This window comes from Ferrimonas aestuarii, assembly GCF_005116665.1.
Lineage (GTDB): Bacteria > Pseudomonadota > Gammaproteobacteria > Enterobacterales > Shewanellaceae > Ferrimonas > Ferrimonas aestuarii.
On record NZ_SWCJ01000001.1, the window covers coordinates 383636 to 399799 of the forward strand.

Here is a 16164-nt window from a genome sequence, read left to right on the forward strand (position 1 = left end):
ACAGCTCTTAATAACGGCGATTGCGCTCAGTGTCTGTGGCCAGCACCGCGTCTCGATCATCAAGTTTTTGATAGATAAGCTGATAGCTCAAGATGGCTTTGACGTAATCTCGAGTTTCTCGAAACGGAATGGTCTCAACAAATTGATCCATCTCCAGTCTGCCATCGCTCTGTTTAAGCCAGCGTTTTACTCGATGTGGGCCGGCATTGTAGGCCGCGGCCGCGAGAATGCGGTTGTTGTCGTAGCGCTCTAGGAGCTGCTTGATGTAGGCGCTACCAAGGCGAATGTTGTAGTTAGTTTGATACAGCCCCTTGGCTCCAGGGTACTTAGCCCCAATTTGGCGAGCCACCTGTTTGGCGGTGCTGGGAAGAATCTGCATCAAACCGTAGGCGTTGGCGCCGGAACGGGCCAAGGGGTAGAGAGCGCTTTCTCGCCGAGCGATGGCGCGAAGTAGGGTATCGTCCACACTGCGCATTTCGGCAAATTGGGCAAAATCGTCACCGTAGGCGTCCGGGAAGCGCCACGGCACCGCGTTCCAATCTTTGGCGGTGATGGTGCCCTGTACGCTCAAAAAGTGCCAGCCTCGCTGAAATGCCAGTTGGGTCATGGCTTGTTGAGTAGGCTTGTCTTGACGCAGCAGCTGCCATCGCCATTCGCGTTTGGCTTCCTCGTACCACTCTAGGGCCAGCAGTTCGTCTATTCGCTGTACGCTTTCTAGTGTGGCGACCTGCTGGGACAGTTGTGGTTCGATGGTGGGGAGCTCTTGATTTAGCTGATAGGGCAAGCCCAGTTGCTGAGCCGCGCTAAAGCCGTAAAAGCTGCGCTCTTGGGCCAGACTTTGCAGTTCCGCTTGAGCCTCCTCGGTGAGTCCCAACTCGTCCATGGCTCGGGCGCGCCAATAGCGCCAACTTGAGGCTCCGGTGTCTTCAATTTTGGCTAACCAGAAGTTAATCGCCTTCCAATCGGCATCGGCGATGAGCTGGCGAGTTCGAAGAACAATGAGCTCATCGTTGGCGGCCTCTACCATGTAGGCTTCGATGCGCTCATTCCAGAGGTTGTCGGCCAGAGCGTATTTAATCAGGTAGCGCAACGTAGCTAGGCGCTGCTCGCCTAAGGCGTGTTCCCAACTGGGAAACTGCTTTAAGGCATAAGCGGGATCTTTGCGAGCGATGCGCTTTAGCGCCAACTCAGCCATCTGTACGCCATAATCTTTGTGGCGTTTGATGGTGCTGCGCTGGCGTATCTCTTTGGGGTGGCGATACAGGCGCACCAGCAGGTCGCCACGGTCGCGCCAACTCTTGGAGAGCAGGGTGTTGAGGTAGGAGAGCCTTGACCCTTGGCGATCACGATAGGTTAGCAGCATGCGCTCCCAAATCAGCTCGTTACCGCGCTTTCCGGCTTTGCGCCATTCTCTGATCAGCGGGTCACAGGCTTTGGGTAAACTGCGAGAGGTTAGCCAAACCTCTTCGGCACCTTGCCAAGCCAGTTCAAACTGACCCTGTGAGCGTTTGGCTCGATAGTAATAGCACTTGAGCTCGGTGCTGTGCGGGGGCTCTTTACTTACTGTGAGAAAATCCTGCCACCGTTTTCGCTGCCCCATCGCTTTAAGAAATCGATGTTTGTAGGTGTCGTAAAGGGGACCGCCGGAAAAGTTCGACAACACTTCGATGCCCTGACGGCCGTTAAGGCCTACGAGCTGTTTACTTCTAAGCTCAAATTCGAGATAGGGCAGAAGCGGGTAGTCTTGCAGCTGCTTTTTTAGCTCTTGATAACGGTGGGTTTTGCCTTTTTCTACTGCGCTAATAGCCGCTTTGAACGCATCCCTTTGCTGAGAAGGAGCAAGTTGGGCGTTGGCCAGTATGGGCATCATCAGTAGCAATAAAAACCACATCCGTTGCATTATGACTCCTTTATCTCATTGCCCGCTCTATTCCTTAGCGAGCTCGGTTTCTGCCAGCGCGTTGTCCAGCAGTTGGGTATTTGGTTTTTTGCTCGGGGTGGCCCCTAACTGCTTCATCTGCTCCGCTTGTTTGAGTAGGTTGCCTCGGCCCGAAGAGAACTTCGAGACGGCTTTGTCGTAGCTGCCTTGAGCGGTTTCTAGAGCTCGGCCCACTTTCAACAGGTCGTCAGAGAAGCCCACCAATTTGTCGTACAGCTTGCCCCCTTGGGTGGCAATCTCCTGTGCATTTCGGCTTTGGTACTCAAAGCGCCACAAATTATTGATGGTGCGCAGTGCTACCATAAGGTTAGTTGGTGAAGTCAGAAGAATGTTCCGCTCCAATGCAAAATTTACTAAGTCGGGATCGGATTCAATGGCGGTGATGAAGGCCGGTTCAACGGGAATGAACATCAGCACGTAGTCTAAAGTCCTAACCCCTTGAAGCTGCTGATAGTCTTTCTCGCCCAATCCTTTGATGTGGGCTTTGACCGAGGCCAAGTGATCTCTAAGTCCACGTTGGCGTTCATCGTCGGTTTCGGCGTTGAAGTAGCGCTCATACCCCACCAGAGAGACCTTGGAATCGATGATGACGTCTTTGTCGTCGGGCAGATGCACGACCACATCCGGCTGATAACGTTTGCCGTCTGTTTGGGTCAGCGCCGCTTGCGTCTCATATTCGTGGCCTTCTCTAAGTCCAGATTGGGTCAATAACCGGCTGAGAACGACCTCCCCCCAGTTGCCCATCACCTTATTGTCGCCTTTGAGTGCCTTAGTCAGATTGAGGGCATCCTCACTCATGCGCAGATTCAGCGCTTTCAGATCGTCCAGTTGATGTTTGAGAGCGAAGCGCTCTTTGGCTTCATTGGTGTAGCTGTCTTGAACCTGCTTTTTAAACCCTTCCAGTTGCTGCTGCAGCGGGGTTAATACCGCATTGAGTTGGCCCTGATTCTGGTGTTGGAACTGCTGACTCTTCTGTTCAAAGATGCGATTTGCTAGGTTTTCAAACTGTTCCGACTGGCGCTGTTCGCTCTGTTGCTGTTGAGCCAGGGTGGTGCGCAGTCCCTCTTCTCGAGCTCGGGCGTCCGCCAGTGCCGAGTGCAGGCGGTTAAGCTCGGTCTCTTTGGCTTGCAACTTGTTGTCCAGCAGTGCGTGGGCTTCAGACAACTGTTGATGGCGCGCGAGGGCCTCGACGGCGTGGTGTTCAGCTTGGCGACGCGCCTTGGCCTGAACCGCCCAGCCAAGGGCAAAGGCGATAACTGCGCTGGCGAGTGTCGCCAGAATGAGAGTGGGATCAATTACCATAATGAAGTTACCACCTGAATCGGAACGCCTAATTTGGCATGGGGTGCCAGCGCTGGCAAGGCGTTGGCGGTCAAGCGCTCAAAATCACTGCAACTTATCAAAAATCGTTGGTTAACTGCGCTATCTGTAAAGAAAATTGGAACCTTGTGAAATCCTTTATCGTATTGAAAGGTCTTATGGGTATAGGACTTCGGGCTAAGGATTCGATATGAACAACAAAATTGCGCCTTCGTGGAATAAATTTACCGACAAAGACGTCACCCCTGAGCAGGTGTTTTTGGACCGCCGCCGGATCTTAAAGCAGCTTGGTTTTGTGGGGGCGGGCAGTTTACTGTCGTCTACCGCCAATGCGGGGGCGCTGGATTTTCTTTTCGGCGAAAAAGAGCAGGCCGCCTTCGCTCGCAGTGCACTACAACATACAAAAAACACCCAGTATGACGCGCTGTATACCGGAACCTTAACGCCGGAAGATAAGGTCATCAGCCACAATAACTTTTACGAGTTTGGCACGGCCAAAACCGACCCGAAACGCAACGCGCAGGAGTTTAAGGTCAACCCCTGGGAGCTGGTGATCGATGGTGAGGTGGATAACCCCATCAAGCTTGATTACGACCAGTTGTTTAAAATCGCCCCCTTAGAGGAGCGGATTTACAACTTCCGCTGTGTTGAGGCTTGGTCGATGGTCATCCCTTGGCTTGGCATCACCTTGGCGGATCTGATTAAGGCCGCCAAACCCAATAGCCGAGCGAAATACGTGGCCTTTGAAACCCTGTACGATCCCAAACAGATGCCCGGTCAGGCGTCCAGATTCATGGGAGGCGGCATTGATTACCCCTACGTCGAGGGTCTTCGTATTGATGAGGCGATGCACCCGTTGACCTTCGTTGCAGTAGGCCTCTATGGCAAAACGCTGCCGCCGCAAAACGGCGCACCGATTCGATTGGTGGTGCCTTGGAAATATGGCTTTAAGTCAATTAAGTCCATTACCCGCATCCGACTGGTAGAAAAGCAGCCACCGACCACTTGGAATATATTGGCCAGCAATGAGTACGGTTTTTATGCCAACGTAAACCCGGAAGTGGATCACCCTCGCTGGTCACAGGCTTCAGAACGTCGCATTGGCGAAGGGGGCATTTTGTCGGCGAAACGCATTCCAACTCAGATGTTTAATGGCTATGCCGATGAAGTGGCGTCTCTGTACAAAGGCATGGATTTACGACGTAACTACTAAAGGCACAGTATGAAGTTATTGGCGAGCAGAGGCCAAATGTTGGCCTTTAAAACCCTGTTGCATCTGGCGTGTGGCTTACCCTTGCTGTGGTTGTTTGCCGCCGTGGACCAAGGTGCGCTTGGGGGCGATCCGGTGCAGTACATCATCCATTTCCTTGGGATGGGCACCCTCAATACCCTAGGTGCCACACTGCTGCTGTCACCTCTGGCTCGCCAGTTTAAGCTGGGGGCGCTGCTGCAGGTCCGCCGTCTGCTTGGATTGTGGTGCTTTGCTTATGGTGCCCTGCACGTGGCCGCGTTCATCGCTTTTGATCTTCTGTTTGATTGGATGTTACTTGCTACCGAGGTGGTTAAGCGCCCCTATATTGTCGTGGGCTTTATCGCGTTAGTGGTACTCACTGCGCTGGCACTCACTTCACCCAAAGCCGTGCAGAGGCGCATGGGGCGGCGCTGGCAGAGCCTGCATCGCTGGGTTTACTTGGTGGCAGTTTTGGGGCCGGTGCACTTTTGGTGGTCGGTAAAATCCGGCAATCTTGAGCCGGTTATCTATCTGCTGGCGGGCATCGGTTTGTTGTTATGGCGCCCTTGGGTGCGGCAACGGCTAACCAAGGGAAAACCCGCTGCTAAAGCGGCTCGAAAAGCCCTATGAGCCAAGGCCCCACCAACGGATGAGATCCGATGCCAGCCATCGCGCTGGCATTTTGTTACCAAGGTTAACATTCCCTGTTATCTTGATTGTGATTCTGTTTTACTGAAACTGAAATTTTCAATATCGCATCTCAGGGAAGCAATAATAATGAAAAAACAGCTTATTGCGGTGGCGCTGCTGTCCGCACTGGGGCTGGCTGGATGTCAGTCTCAATCTGTTGAAACGCCTAAACCTGCCCCATGTCTAGCCGAATGCCAATCTCAGAAATTTGATGTGGTTAGCCAAGGATTTGTGGACGACCTTTGGCAGCTGTCTCCAACTTGGGCCATGTACAGTGGTTTCTATAAGTATGCTGATCAGCTTGTGGTGCCAGACGCGCAGGCACGCCTTGCACAGGCCCAGTTTATAGCTAAGTGGCGAGCCCAATTGGCACCCTTCACCAAGGCACCTTTAACCGCCAGCGCCCGCATTGATATGGCGCTGATCACCAATCTTCTCGATAAGATGGAGTGGGAGGCCACCCGCTTTAAATCTTGGCAGTGGGACCCATCCGGTTACAACGTCGCTGGGCCGTTTGCTACCTTGATGAACGAAACCTATGCCGATGAAGATACCCGTCTGCGAGCCATCTTAGGGCGCATGGAGCTGGTGCCTGAGTATTATCAGGCGGCTCGCAATAACATCAGCGACCCTACACTGGAGCATACCGAACTGGCGTTGCTGCAAAACCAAGGCGCGCTGACCGTCTTTTCCGACAAGATGCTGGCAATGGCCAACGCCTCAGGCTTAACGCCGTCGGAGAAGGCACTGTTTGAAACCCGCTATTTCGAAGCTCGTCAGGCATTGCAGAGCCACATCGGTTGGTTGGAAACCAAGGTGGCGGAGCTAAAGCGAGACGGAGCGCGCTCCTTCCGCATTGGCGAATCTCTGTATGAAGAGAAGTTTGCCTTAGATATCCAAGCGGGCATGACAGCCAAGCAGCTCTATCACAAGGCCTTAGAAGATAAGGCGGTGGCGCAAAAGCAGATGGTAAGCATTACCAAGCAGCTGTGGCCTAAGTATTTCCCAAATCAGGCGATGCCAGCGGACTCCCTCAAAGCGGTTCGCACATTGATCGATTACTTGTCGGTTAAGCATGTGAAGCGGGATGAGTTTGTCAGCGAAGTGCGTAAGCAGATCCCTGAGTTGGTGCAGTTTGTGAATGACTCCAAGCTGGTGACTCTGGATCCTGATAAGCCGCTGGTGGTACGGGAAACCCCAGCTTACATGCGCGGTTTTGCTGGAGCATCGATCTCCGCCCCTGGCCCATATGATAAGAACGCCAACACCTACTACAACGTCACGCCGTTAGATGGCATGTCTGATGAGCAGGCGGAGAGCTATCTGCGGGAGTACAACCACTGGATTCTGCAGATTCTCAACATCCACGAAGCGATTCCGGGGCACTATACCCAGCTGGTTTACTCCAATGAGTCACCGAGCCTGATTAAGAGCCTATTTGGTAATGGTGCCATGGTGGAGGGCTGGGCGGTGTACGCTGAGCGCGTTATGTTGGAGCAGGGCTATGGTGGCTTTGAGCCAGAGCTGTGGCTGATGTACTGGAAGTGGAATCTGCGCGTTATCACCAACACCATCATCGATTATGAGATTCAGGTGAAGGGCATTGATGAGCAGCAGGCAATGTCGTTGATGGTTGACGGAGCCTTCCAGCAGCAAGAGGAAGCGGCCCAGAAGTGGCGCCGAGCGACCCTAAGTCAAGTTCAGCTGACCTCCTACTACGCCGGTTTCCGTGAGATCTACGATTGGCGAGAAGAAGATAAGGCGCGTAAGGGAGAGCAGTTTGATCTGCAGCGCTTCCACGAAACCTTCCTAAGCTATGGCTCTGCACCGGTGAAATACATCCGAGAACTGATGTTATAGCATCTAGATGCCCAACCCAAAAAAACCGGAGCCTCAGTGCTCCGGTTTTTTATCGGGAATTATCGCAAACTTTGCAGTGAACGTGCTGCAATTGGGATTAAACCTGCTGGAATGGGTAGACGCTGCCCAACTGCAACAGCTTGGTTAGCTCATCCAAAGCGGTCAAGGACTCATCCAGCAGGGCTGGATCGCGCAGATCATTGATGGTCAGGCGGTCGCGATAGTGGTGTTTCACCCATTGGCTCAAGGCTTGATGGGTGTCATCGCCAATCAGCGTGGCGGAGTTTACGCCGGCCAGTTCCGCTTCGGTCAACGCAACACGTAGGCGCAGACACGCGGGGCCGCCGCCATTTTGCATGCTCTGTTTGACGTTGAAGTACCGTACCTGTTTGATGGGGTGATCCCCTTCAACCAGTGACTGCAGATAGCGGTGTACCTGTTCGTTTTCCTGACACTCGGTGGGGGCAATGATTGCCATCTCATTGCGGCCAGTTTCAATAATTTGGGTATTAAACAGATAACTTCTTACGGCATTTTCGATGCTGACATCGCTGGTTGCCACTTTAATGAAATGCAGTGGGCTTTCACCAAATTTCTGTTTGATTTCTGCCAGCTTACGGTCGCTATCGAGGAAGGCCTGCTCATGATAGAACAGCACATTTTGGTTGCCCACGGAGATTACGTCGTTGTGGAATACCCCTTGATCGATCACCTCTGGGTTTTGCTGAATGTAGACGGTGTGATCATCAGATAAGCCGTGCAGTCGGGCGATGGCTTGGCTGGCTTCCAGAGTTTGACGTGCAGGGTAGCGACTTGGTTTAGGTTTGCTGGCGTCGCTGCCATGCTGACCGTAAACAAACAACTGAACCCCCTGTTTGCCATACTCGGTGCACAGGCGGGTGTGGTTGGCGGCACCTTCGTCACCGAACATTTCGTGGCTTGGCAGAGGCTGGTGATGGGCAAAATACTCAGGGTCACGGAAGGTGGCTTTGAGAATATTTCCGGTGACTTCAGGCTCAATGGCACGGTGGAATTTATTCACCAAATTGGCTGGGGTGAAGTGCACTTTTCCGTCTCGGCTGTCGGCACTTGGTGATACGGTGGCGGCGTTGGCGGTCCACATGCTGGAGGCGGAATAACAGCTCATCAGCAGGTGAGGAGCTTGCTTAAAAGCTTGCTCTAACACCTGACCGTTGCTACCACTAAAGCCTAGGGTGCGCAGCGTTGCGATGTCCGGGCGCTGTTGTGGGGCGAGTACCCCTTGAACCAAGCCAAGCTTGGACACGGCCAACATTTTTTCTAATCCTTGCAGGGCGGCAGCCTGAGGGTTAGAGATGGCGGAAGCGTTAGATTGAGAAGCGACGTTACCGAAGGAAAGGCCCGCATAGTTGTGGGTTGGGCCGACGAGGCCATCGAAGTTTGCTTCAAATGAGCGCATGAACAAATCCTTATTCTAGTTATATTTTTTATCTTCGCTGTGCCACAAAGATGACAAAAATGTGCGGTAAAGAATGTCAACAGTATAAAGGTCAAAATGTGATGAACAAGTGGCAAAATTGGCCTCGAAAGGCACAAATGCATAACTATTGCTTGCGTTGCCGCTCTCATTGCATTAGTAATTTTTTTAGATGCGAATCTAGTCCAAAAAAGTTTTTATTGGACAAATTTCGACTAACCAGTGGCTTCAAAGGGGGCTAAGGCTTGAAACTGACCAGTCTTCCCTCTATATATGGAGCCCATTACATTGAATCCGCTCGCAAATAGGTGCCAAGTCCCCAATCATGGCTAAATCTCTGGTAATCGTGGAGTCGCCAGCAAAGGCGAAGACCATTAACAAATATCTCGGCAATGACTTCATCGTGAAGTCCTCGGTCGGGCACATTCGTGATCTGCCAACCTCTGGCAGTCAGGGCACGACGACCGTGCCTGCAAAACCCGCCGCAGAAGTTCGAAAGATGTCGCCAGAGCAGAAGGCTGAGTACAAGCGTAATCGCGAGCACCAGAGCCTGATTGCCCGAATGGGGATCAATCCCGAGCAAGATTGGCAAGCCAATTACCAGATTCTTCCTGGAAAGGAGAAAGTGGTAAAGGAGCTGCAAACCTTGGCGGCGAAAGCCGACCACGTCTATCTCGCAACGGATTTGGACCGCGAAGGGGAAGCGATCGCCTGGCACCTGCAAGAGGTGATTGGCGGTGACGAGCAGCGCTACCGCCGAGTGGTGTTTAACGAGATTACCAAATCTGCCATCAAAGACGCGTTTGCGAAGCCGATGGAGCTTAACAACGCTCGAGTGAACGCTCAGCAAGCGCGCCGTTTCCTAGACCGAGTGGTGGGCTTTATGGTGTCGCCACTGCTGTGGAAGAAGATTGGCCGTGGTTTGTCAGCGGGTCGAGTTCAATCGGTGGCGGTTCGCCTTCTGGTGGAGCGAGAGCGTGAGATTCGCGCCTTCATTCCCGAAGAGTTCTGGGACATCCATGCGGATCTAACCTGTTCGGCCGATGCCCTGCGCATGCAGGTGGCTCGCTTCCAAGGTCAGAAGCTAAGCCTAACCGACAAGCAGCAAGCCGATACCGCCGTCGCCGCCCTACAGGCAGCTAACTATGTGGTCAGCGGCCGTGAAGATAAGCCAAGCAAGAGCAAGCCTCAGGCGCCGTTTATCACCTCGACCCTGCAGCAAGCCGCCAGTACCCGCTTGGGCTTTGGTGTTAAAAAGACTATGACCTTGGCCCAGCGCTTGTATGAAGCCGGTTACATCACCTATATGCGTACCGACTCCACCAACTTGAGTAAGGAAGCGGTAGCCAATTGCCGTGATTACATCAAAGAGTGGTTAGGTCCTGAATATTTGCCAGACGCACCCAAAGTGTATGGCAGCAAAGAGGGCGCTCAAGAGGCTCACGAAGCGATTCGTCCTTCAGACGTAACGGTGAGCCAAGATACCCTCAAAGGCATGGAGCGTGACGCTGAGCGCCTGTATGACCTTATCTGGCGTCAGTTTGTGGCTTGTCAGATGAACGAAGCCCTGTACGACTCCACCACCTTGACCGTGACCGCTGGCGATTACGAGCTGAAAGCCAAAGGCCGCATCATGCGTTTTGCCGGTTGGACCAAGGTTCAGCCACCGCTGCGCCGTAAGGGTGAAGAGGATCTGATTCTGCCTGCGGTTAAAGTGGGCGATACCCTGAGCCTAGATAAGCTGGATCCAAAGCAGCACTTCACTAAGCCGCCGGCACGCTTTAACGAAGCGTCACTGGTTAAAGAGCTTGAGAAGCGTGGCATTGGCCGTCCATCTACCTACGCCTCTATTATCTCGACCATCGTCGATCGTGGTTACGTGAAGGTGGAAAATCGCCGTTTCTTCGCCGAGAAGATGGGCGAGATCGTGACCGACCGTTTGGTGGATAACTTCGAGAACCTGCTGAACTACGACTTTACCGCCGAGATGGAGCAGACTCTGGACATGATCGCTGACGACCAGCGTGACTGGAAACAGGTACTGAACGAGTTCTACGGCGAATTTACCGACCGTCTTGACCACGCCGGTCTGCCTGCGGAAGAGGGCGGCATGAACGGCAACGAGATGGTATTGACCGACATCCCGTGCCCAACTTGTGAGCGCCCAATGGGCATTCGCACCGCCACCACAGGGGTATTCCTTGGTTGTAGCGGTTACAACCTCCCGCCAAAAGAGCGCTGCAAGACCACCATCAACCTGACTCCTGGTGAGGAAGCGGTGGCAGTAGACGCTGGCGAAGACATGGAAACCGAAGCGCTGCGCTCTAAGCGTCGTTGCCCGGTGTGCAGCACCGCCATGGACAGCTACCTCATCGACGAGCAGCGTAAACTGCACGTGTGCGGTAACAACCCAAGCTGCAAAGGTTACGAGATTGAGAAGGGCAGCTTTAAGATCAAAGGCTATGATGGCCCGATCATTGAATGTGACCGCTGTGGCGCCGACATGGAGCTGAAAAACGGCCGTTTCGGTAAGTACTTTGCGTGCACCAACACCGAAAATTGTAAGAACACCCGTAAGCTGCTGAAGAGCGGCGAGGTGGCTCCGCCGAAGGAAGACCCAGTGCAACTGCCTGAGCTGCCTTGTGAGAAGTCTGAGGCGCACTTCGTGCTTCGCGATGGCGCTGCCGGTCTGTTCTTAGCAGCCAGCACCTTCCCGAAAAGCCGTGAAACCCGCGCGCCAAAGGTAGAAGAGCTGCAGCGCTTTAAGGATCGCATCTCGCCGAAGTTCCATTATCTGACGGATGCGCCAGCCAAAGATCCTGAGGGCAATCTGGCTGTGCTCAAATTCAGCCGTAAAACCAAAGAGCAGTACGTGGCCACCGAAGTAGAAGGTAAAGCCACAGGGTGGACGGCTAAGTTTGTGGAAGGCAAATGGGTGGAGGAGCAAACCAAGAAGCGTGCTCCTGCCAAGAAGAAAGCCGCTAAGAAGTAACGCCTTAGTTTGAATACAAAAAAGCCCGCATTATGCGGGCTTTTCTATTAGTGCTGCTGCCGATAGGCCACGAGGTCTTCAATGGTCAGAAGCGGCATTTGATGAGCCTTAGCAAACTCCACCAGTGCCGGTAAACGCATCATTTCTCCGTCGTCATGGTTGAGCTCACAGATCACCGCTGCGGGTTCTAGGTTTGCCAGACGAGCCAGATCCACCGAGCCTTCGGTGTGGCCTCGGCGAGACAATACCCCGCCAGGCTCAGCGCGCAGGGGAAAGACGTGGCCCGGTCGAGCCAGATGCTCAGGACGAGCCCCTTCTGCCACAGCGGTGCGCACGGTAACGGCCCGATCGGATGCAGAAACCCCAGTAGTGACGCCCTCTTTGGCTTCAATGGAGACGGTGAAGGCCGTCTGGTTGCGACTGCTGTTGTCAGCCACCATTGCAGGCAGCGCCAGCTGTTCGATGCGCTCAGGGCTTAGGCACAGGCAGACAATGCCTGAGCCGTGGCGAATGAGCAGGGCCATCTGTTCTTTGGTGATGGTTTCAGCGGCGAAGATGACATCGCCTTCGTTTTCTCTGTCTTCATCATCCACAAGAATGATGCCTCGACCGTGCTTTAGGGCGTTAATCGCCGCATCCACACGAGAGTGAGGGGTTCCAATAAGTAGAGACTGATTCATGGTAGGTCCTTAAAAATACATTAGTTACCAGAATCAGGGCATCAGGAATAGGACACAGCAGGCGGCTGTGTCCGGCAGACGGCAAGAGGCCATCGTGCGGACGTACTTTTCCCCTAAACGGGGTTGTTACGCCTATCCTCTTTCATCCGGACTGTAACCGTCGGCTCTGGCATCTCACCAGATCTGCTGACCCTGCCCATTGGCAGGCGCTCGCGGGCTCGCTTTGAGTATAAGCATACCGCCGGTGGGGAGTTTCACCCCGCCCTGAGAATAGTTGCCCTAAGGCTCTGGCATGCTAACGCTTGAGGAGAGAGGCGGCAACAATGGCGGGGAAATTTGGTACCGGAGTCTCAATCTGGAATGGGGGCAGAAACAGAAAGGGCCCCGTAGGGGCCCTTGATTACCATTTTTTCTTTGGCTGGAACAGAATGTCGAGGTCGTCGGCTTTCTTTTCTTTCTTCTCGGCTGGCTCTTTGCTGCCTTCGATGATCTGCAGCAGTTGATTGGTCTTGTCCTGCATCTTGGCTCGGTACTCTGGCGAGGCTAGAACCTGGTTGTTCAGGGCCAAGGTGATCTTGGATAGCAGCATCTTGGCTGAGCCAAATTGGCGAGCGTTAACCAAGTTAGTGGCACGTTTCATCAGCACTTCGATGTGGATGCGCAGCTGCAGCTTATCCACCTTCATCTCCTCCTCTGAGAAGATGTCGGCATGCATGCGGCCTTTGTTGTGCTCGAAGCGCAGGATAGGTTTTAGCTTCTTTAGAGTTTGAATCAGTAGTAGCGTCTGTTTCTCGTTGCTAGGCAATTGAAACATATCGATGGTTTCGGTACCGATGTTGTTCTCTTTCAGTACCTTAAGCTGTCCTTCCGTGTGCGCAATTCGACTGTCGATCTCATTCATCTTCGGATTGAGAGACTTGGCGGTTTTCAGCGCTTCAAGGATACGTTGGTTAAGCGTGGTCAGCAGCGCATTGCTCATAGGCAGCAACGCCGCTTGAGATAGGATCTGCTCGGTTTCTTCGATGATTGCCCTTTGGCGCGCCAGCTCCTTGCGCTTAGTGGCTTCCTTGGACTCGTGGTGTTGGTACACCAAATTAATAGCAACGATCACCAATAAGGCGACCAAGGCCATAACCAAAACGGCAAAAATTGACATGCGATAGCAAACAGTTAGAACTTTTCTACATGCTACACTATTGTCCTATTAAGTGCATCCTAACCCCCTCTTTCTGTTCATATTCCATTTGTCATGTAAATTGCTTTACTATATAACTATATGGAATTTAGAAAATAACAAGGAACTCCAACTCATGAAGCTGCAGCAGTTGCGCTACATCGTTGAGGTACTCAATAACAACCTCAATGTCTCAGCTACCGCGGAGAGCCTTTACACCTCTCAGCCGGGGATCAGTAAGCAGGTCAGAATGCTTGAGGATGAGTTAGGCATTCAGATTTTTGGACGCAGTGGCAAGCACTTGACCCATGTCACCCCTGCTGGTCAGCAGGTGATCGACATCGCCTCTGAGGTGCTAGGCAAGGTAGAGAGCATTAAGAAAGTGGCTCGAGAATACACTCAGCCAGACCGAGGTGATCTGAATATTGCCACAACCCATACTCAAGCTCGTTACGCTCTACCATCGGTAATTAAGGGGTTCATTGAGCGTTATCCGCAGGTGAATCTGCACATGCACCAGGGAACGCCGGATCAGATCTGTGAAATGGCGGTTCGTGGCGATGCCGATTTTGCTATTGCGACTGAGGGCATGCACATGTATCACGATCTGCTGATGCTGCCTTGTTACGATTGGAATCGCTCCATCGTGTTCCGTAAAGATCACCCATTAGCGTCCAAAAGCCAGATCAGCCTATCGGATGTCGCCGAATTCCCGCTGGTAACTTACGTATTTGGCTTTAACCGCAGCAGTGCCCTAGAGAAAGCGTTTAACAGCAATAACCTTGAGCCAAGAGTGGTGTTCTCAGCCACCAGTGCCGACGTGCTTAAAACCTATGTTCGTTTGGGCTTAGGGGTGGGAGTGATGGCCACCATGGCGCTGGACGAAGTTGAAGATAAAGACTTGGTTGTTGTGGATGCATCGCACCTGTTTGAAGCCAATACCACGAAGATCGGATTTAGAAAGGGCAGCTTCTTAAGAAGTTACATGTTCGACTTTATGGAAAGGTTCGCACCACACCTGACTCGAGACCGAGTTGAGCACGCGCAGCTGCTTCGGGATCAAAAGCAGGTTGATGAGATGTTCTCAAGCATAGAATTGCCGATGAGATAGTGCGGAAATATTGAAGGAAAAAGGGGCCGTTGGCCCCTTTTTTTGTAGAAATTACTCGCCTCGGTAGCGACAACCTGCGGTGCAGGTTTCCTTAATTTCAACCATGCTAAGTTGTGGAAGCAGCGGTTTTAACTCGTTCCAGATCCACTTGGCTAAGACTTCGCTGGTGGGGTTTTCCAGCCCCGGAATGTCATTAAGATAGTGGTGATCTAGACGGTCGTAAATCGGCTTAAAAGTCGCTTTCAGGTCGCCAAAGTCCATGATCCAGCCGGTATGTGGATCCACTTCACCGCTGATGTAGATGCGTACTAAGAAAGAGTGGCCATGAAGGCGGCCGCATTTGTGCCCTTCGGGTACGTGGGGCAGGCGGTGGGCGGCTTCAAAATAAAACTCTTTGTATATCTCTGTGGACATAACGGACTCCAAGATTTTTTGCGGGCGCAAGTGTGTCAGAAGCGAGTATTTGATGCAACCGCAGTCGGTTCTGATATGCTGGCAAAAGATTAACTAAGGAGAGAAATATGATTCGCAGTACGACGGTTGCTTTGGTGGTTGCCAGTTCATTTTTGACCATGGGCTGTGGAGGCCCTGAGGCAACTTGGGTGCATGATTCTAAAGATAATCAGGCTTTTATGCAGGACAGAGACATCTGTAACCGCCAAACTGATGACAGTGCCGCTGACTTCAATGGCCGATTCGAGACCTGCATGAATGGCCATGGATGGCGTTTAGAAGCCCATTAATCGTTAATTTGTGGAGAGCGATCATGACTAAGCGTGCCAAGTTAACCGATTCTGAGCAGCAGGTGTTGCTTCATCAAGGAACTGAGCGCCCTTATAGCGGTCGCTTTCACAGCCATAAAGCGCAAGGTCAGTACCTGTGTCGCCAGTGTGGCAATCCGCTTTATGATGCCTCCAGTAAGTTTGATTCCGGTTGTGGTTGGCCTGCCTTCGATGAGGCCAATGGGGACGCGGTGTCCACTCGGGAAGATGCCGATGGCCGCCGCACCGAGATCATCTGTGCCAATTGTGAAGGGCATTTAGGGCATCGGTTTGAGGGGGAAGGATTCACCCCAACCAACATGCGCGATTGCGTAAACTCGCTGAGTTTGGCATTTGAGCCTAAGGCCTCTGAACAATCTGAAGAGACGCTGATTGTTGGCGGCGGCTGCTTTTGGTGCATTGAAGCGATATTCCAGCAGATCATCGGCATCAAATCAGTGGTGAGCGGTTATGCGGGTGGCCAGTTAGATAAGCCCAGTTATCGTCAAGTTTGCGGTGGCGATACCGGACATGCTGAAGTGGTCAAGCTCACGTTTGATCCCAATGTGATAGACCTCCAGTCTGTTTTGGAGCTGTTTTTTGCCGCGCACGACCCAACGACGTTGAACCGTCAAGGGGCCGATGTGGGCCCACAATATCGCTCTTTCATTCAGTGCAGCGAGTCTCAATATCCCATCATTGATGATTATATTCAGCGTTTTCAGCGAAGCGGTCAGATTGATGGCACCATAGTGACCGAGGTGGTGGTAGGCGAACGCTTCTTTCCTGCCGAGCAGGAGCATCAAGATTACTACCGTCAGCATCAGCAGCAAGGTTACTGCCAGATGGTGATTGATCCTAAGCTTGGCTCGATTTTTCAGCGGTTTGCAGACAGGATCAAACCAAACCTCTAGTCTACGCTTAATCGTAGGATGCGAAATTAGCTAGGG

13 protein-coding genes and 1 riboswitch are annotated in these 16164 nt (G+C 52.6%); of the genes, 7 read left to right on the top strand and 6 right to left on the bottom strand.

Going from position 1 to position 16164, the window contains the following annotated elements; all coding sequences use genetic code 11:
• Nucleotides 1-7: 7 nt before the first annotated feature.
• A complete protein-coding gene (locus FCL42_RS01810) occupies nt 8-1900 on the bottom strand; it encodes a transglycosylase SLT domain-containing protein (RefSeq protein ID WP_136861654.1) in 1893 nt (630 codons plus the stop codon).
• A gap of 27 nt (nt 1901-1927) precedes the next feature.
• Nucleotides 1928-3241: a DNA recombination protein RmuC gene (gene rmuC, locus FCL42_RS01815; protein WP_136861655.1), complete on the bottom strand. Its 1314-nt coding sequence runs from the start codon at nt 3239-3241 to the stop codon at nt 1928-1930.
• A 208-nt stretch (nt 3242-3449) separates the two neighbouring features.
• Between rmuC and msrP the strand changes: the two genes are divergently transcribed.
• The 3 genes from msrP (at nt 3450) to FCL42_RS01830 (ending at nt 7040) form a co-directional block, all read left to right on the top strand.
• Nucleotides 3450-4472 (top strand): protein-methionine-sulfoxide reductase catalytic subunit MsrP, encoded by a 1023-nt coding sequence (gene msrP / locus FCL42_RS01820; protein WP_136861656.1) that lies wholly within the window; start codon nt 3450-3452, stop codon nt 4470-4472.
• Nucleotides 4473-4508: 36 nt separating this feature from the next.
• On the top strand, nt 4509-5120 hold the full coding sequence (gene msrQ, locus FCL42_RS01825) for a protein-methionine-sulfoxide reductase heme-binding subunit MsrQ (RefSeq protein WP_229359749.1): 612 nt from the start codon (nt 4509-4511) through the stop codon (nt 5118-5120).
• Nucleotides 5121-5267: 147 nt separating this feature from the next.
• Nucleotides 5268-7040 (top strand): DUF885 domain-containing protein, encoded by a 1773-nt coding sequence (locus FCL42_RS01830; protein ID WP_136861658.1) that lies wholly within the window; start codon nt 5268-5270, stop codon nt 7038-7040.
• Between the two features lie 97 nt (nt 7041-7137).
• On the opposite strand, the gene astB is transcribed toward FCL42_RS01830, so the two are convergent.
• Nucleotides 7138-8478: an N-succinylarginine dihydrolase gene (gene astB, locus FCL42_RS01835; protein ID WP_136861659.1), complete on the bottom strand. Its 1341-nt coding sequence runs from the start codon at nt 8476-8478 to the stop codon at nt 7138-7140.
• Between the two features lie 343 nt (nt 8479-8821).
• Here astB and topA point away from each other — a divergent pair, with 343 nt between their 5' ends.
• A complete protein-coding gene (gene topA, locus FCL42_RS01840) occupies nt 8822-11488 on the top strand; it encodes a type I DNA topoisomerase (RefSeq protein WP_136861660.1) in 2667 nt (888 codons plus the stop codon).
• A 47-nt stretch (nt 11489-11535) separates the two neighbouring features.
• Here topA and ribB read toward each other — a convergent pair whose 3' ends face one another.
• Both ribB and FCL42_RS01850 read right to left on the bottom strand, forming a co-directional pair.
• The gene (gene ribB / locus FCL42_RS01845) at nt 11536-12168 is read right to left on the bottom strand and encodes a 3,4-dihydroxy-2-butanone-4-phosphate synthase (RefSeq protein WP_136861661.1); all 633 of its coding nucleotides are present in this window, start codon (nt 12166-12168) and stop codon (nt 11536-11538) included.
• 130 nt (nt 12169-12298) lie between these two features.
• Nucleotides 12299-12444: riboswitch (FMN riboswitch) on the bottom strand.
• 124 nt (nt 12445-12568) lie between these two features.
• Nucleotides 12569-13324 (bottom strand): hypothetical protein, encoded by a 756-nt coding sequence (locus tag FCL42_RS01850; RefSeq protein ID WP_136861662.1) that lies wholly within the window; start codon nt 13322-13324, stop codon nt 12569-12571.
• 154 nt (nt 13325-13478) lie between these two features.
• On the opposite strand from FCL42_RS01850, the gene cysB reads away from it, so the two are divergent.
• The gene (cysB, locus tag FCL42_RS01855) at nt 13479-14453 is read left to right on the top strand and encodes an HTH-type transcriptional regulator CysB (protein WP_136861663.1); all 975 of its coding nucleotides are present in this window, start codon (nt 13479-13481) and stop codon (nt 14451-14453) included.
• A gap of 51 nt (nt 14454-14504) precedes the next feature.
• On the opposite strand, the gene queD is transcribed toward cysB, so the two are convergent.
• On the bottom strand, nt 14505-14867 hold the full coding sequence (queD, locus tag FCL42_RS01860; RefSeq protein ID WP_136861664.1) for a 6-carboxytetrahydropterin synthase QueD: 363 nt from the start codon (nt 14865-14867) through the stop codon (nt 14505-14507).
• 107 nt (nt 14868-14974) lie between these two features.
• On the opposite strand from queD, the gene FCL42_RS01865 reads away from it, so the two are divergent.
• Nucleotides 14975-15196 carry a hypothetical protein gene (locus FCL42_RS01865; RefSeq protein ID WP_136861665.1) on the top strand — a complete coding sequence of 74 codons (222 nt, stop codon included), beginning with the start codon at nt 14975-14977 and terminating at the stop codon, nt 15194-15196.
• A 23-nt stretch (nt 15197-15219) separates the two neighbouring features.
• Nucleotides 15220-16128: a bifunctional methionine sulfoxide reductase B/A protein gene (locus FCL42_RS01870; protein WP_136861666.1), complete on the top strand. Its 909-nt coding sequence runs from the start codon at nt 15220-15222 to the stop codon at nt 16126-16128.
• Nucleotides 16129-16164 lie beyond the last annotated feature (36 nt).

Excerpts from the sequence above, each read along its gene's own strand:
- astB (WP_136861659.1), bottom strand. The coding sequence starts at position 8,478 with ATGCGCTCATTTGAAGCAAACTTCGATGGCCTCGTCGGCCCAACCCAC.
- queD (WP_136861664.1), bottom strand. The coding sequence starts at position 14,867 with ATGTCCACAGAGATATACAAAGAGTTTTATTTTGAAGCCGCCCACCGC.
- FCL42_RS01865 (WP_136861665.1), top strand. The coding sequence starts at position 14,975 with ATGATTCGCAGTACGACGGTTGCTTTGGTGGTTGCCAGTTCATTTTTG.
- ribB (WP_136861661.1), bottom strand. The coding sequence starts at position 12,168 with ATGAATCAGTCTCTACTTATTGGAACCCCTCACTCTCGTGTGGATGCG.
- FCL42_RS01870 (WP_136861666.1), top strand. The coding sequence starts at position 15,220 with ATGACTAAGCGTGCCAAGTTAACCGATTCTGAGCAGCAGGTGTTGCTT.
- topA (WP_136861660.1), top strand. The coding sequence starts at position 8,822 with ATGGCTAAATCTCTGGTAATCGTGGAGTCGCCAGCAAAGGCGAAGACC.
- FCL42_RS01830 (WP_136861658.1), top strand. The coding sequence starts at position 5,268 with ATGAAAAAACAGCTTATTGCGGTGGCGCTGCTGTCCGCACTGGGGCTG.
- rmuC (WP_136861655.1), bottom strand. The coding sequence starts at position 3,241 with ATGGTAATTGATCCCACTCTCATTCTGGCGACACTCGCCAGCGCAGTT.
- FCL42_RS01810 (WP_136861654.1), bottom strand. The coding sequence starts at position 1,900 with ATGCAACGGATGTGGTTTTTATTGCTACTGATGATGCCCATACTGGCC.
- FCL42_RS01850 (WP_136861662.1), bottom strand. The coding sequence starts at position 13,324 with ATGTCAATTTTTGCCGTTTTGGTTATGGCCTTGGTCGCCTTATTGGTG.
- cysB (WP_136861663.1), top strand. The coding sequence starts at position 13,479 with ATGAAGCTGCAGCAGTTGCGCTACATCGTTGAGGTACTCAATAACAAC.
- msrQ (WP_229359749.1), top strand. The coding sequence starts at position 4,509 with ATGTTGGCCTTTAAAACCCTGTTGCATCTGGCGTGTGGCTTACCCTTG.
- msrP (WP_136861656.1), top strand. The coding sequence starts at position 3,450 with ATGAACAACAAAATTGCGCCTTCGTGGAATAAATTTACCGACAAAGAC.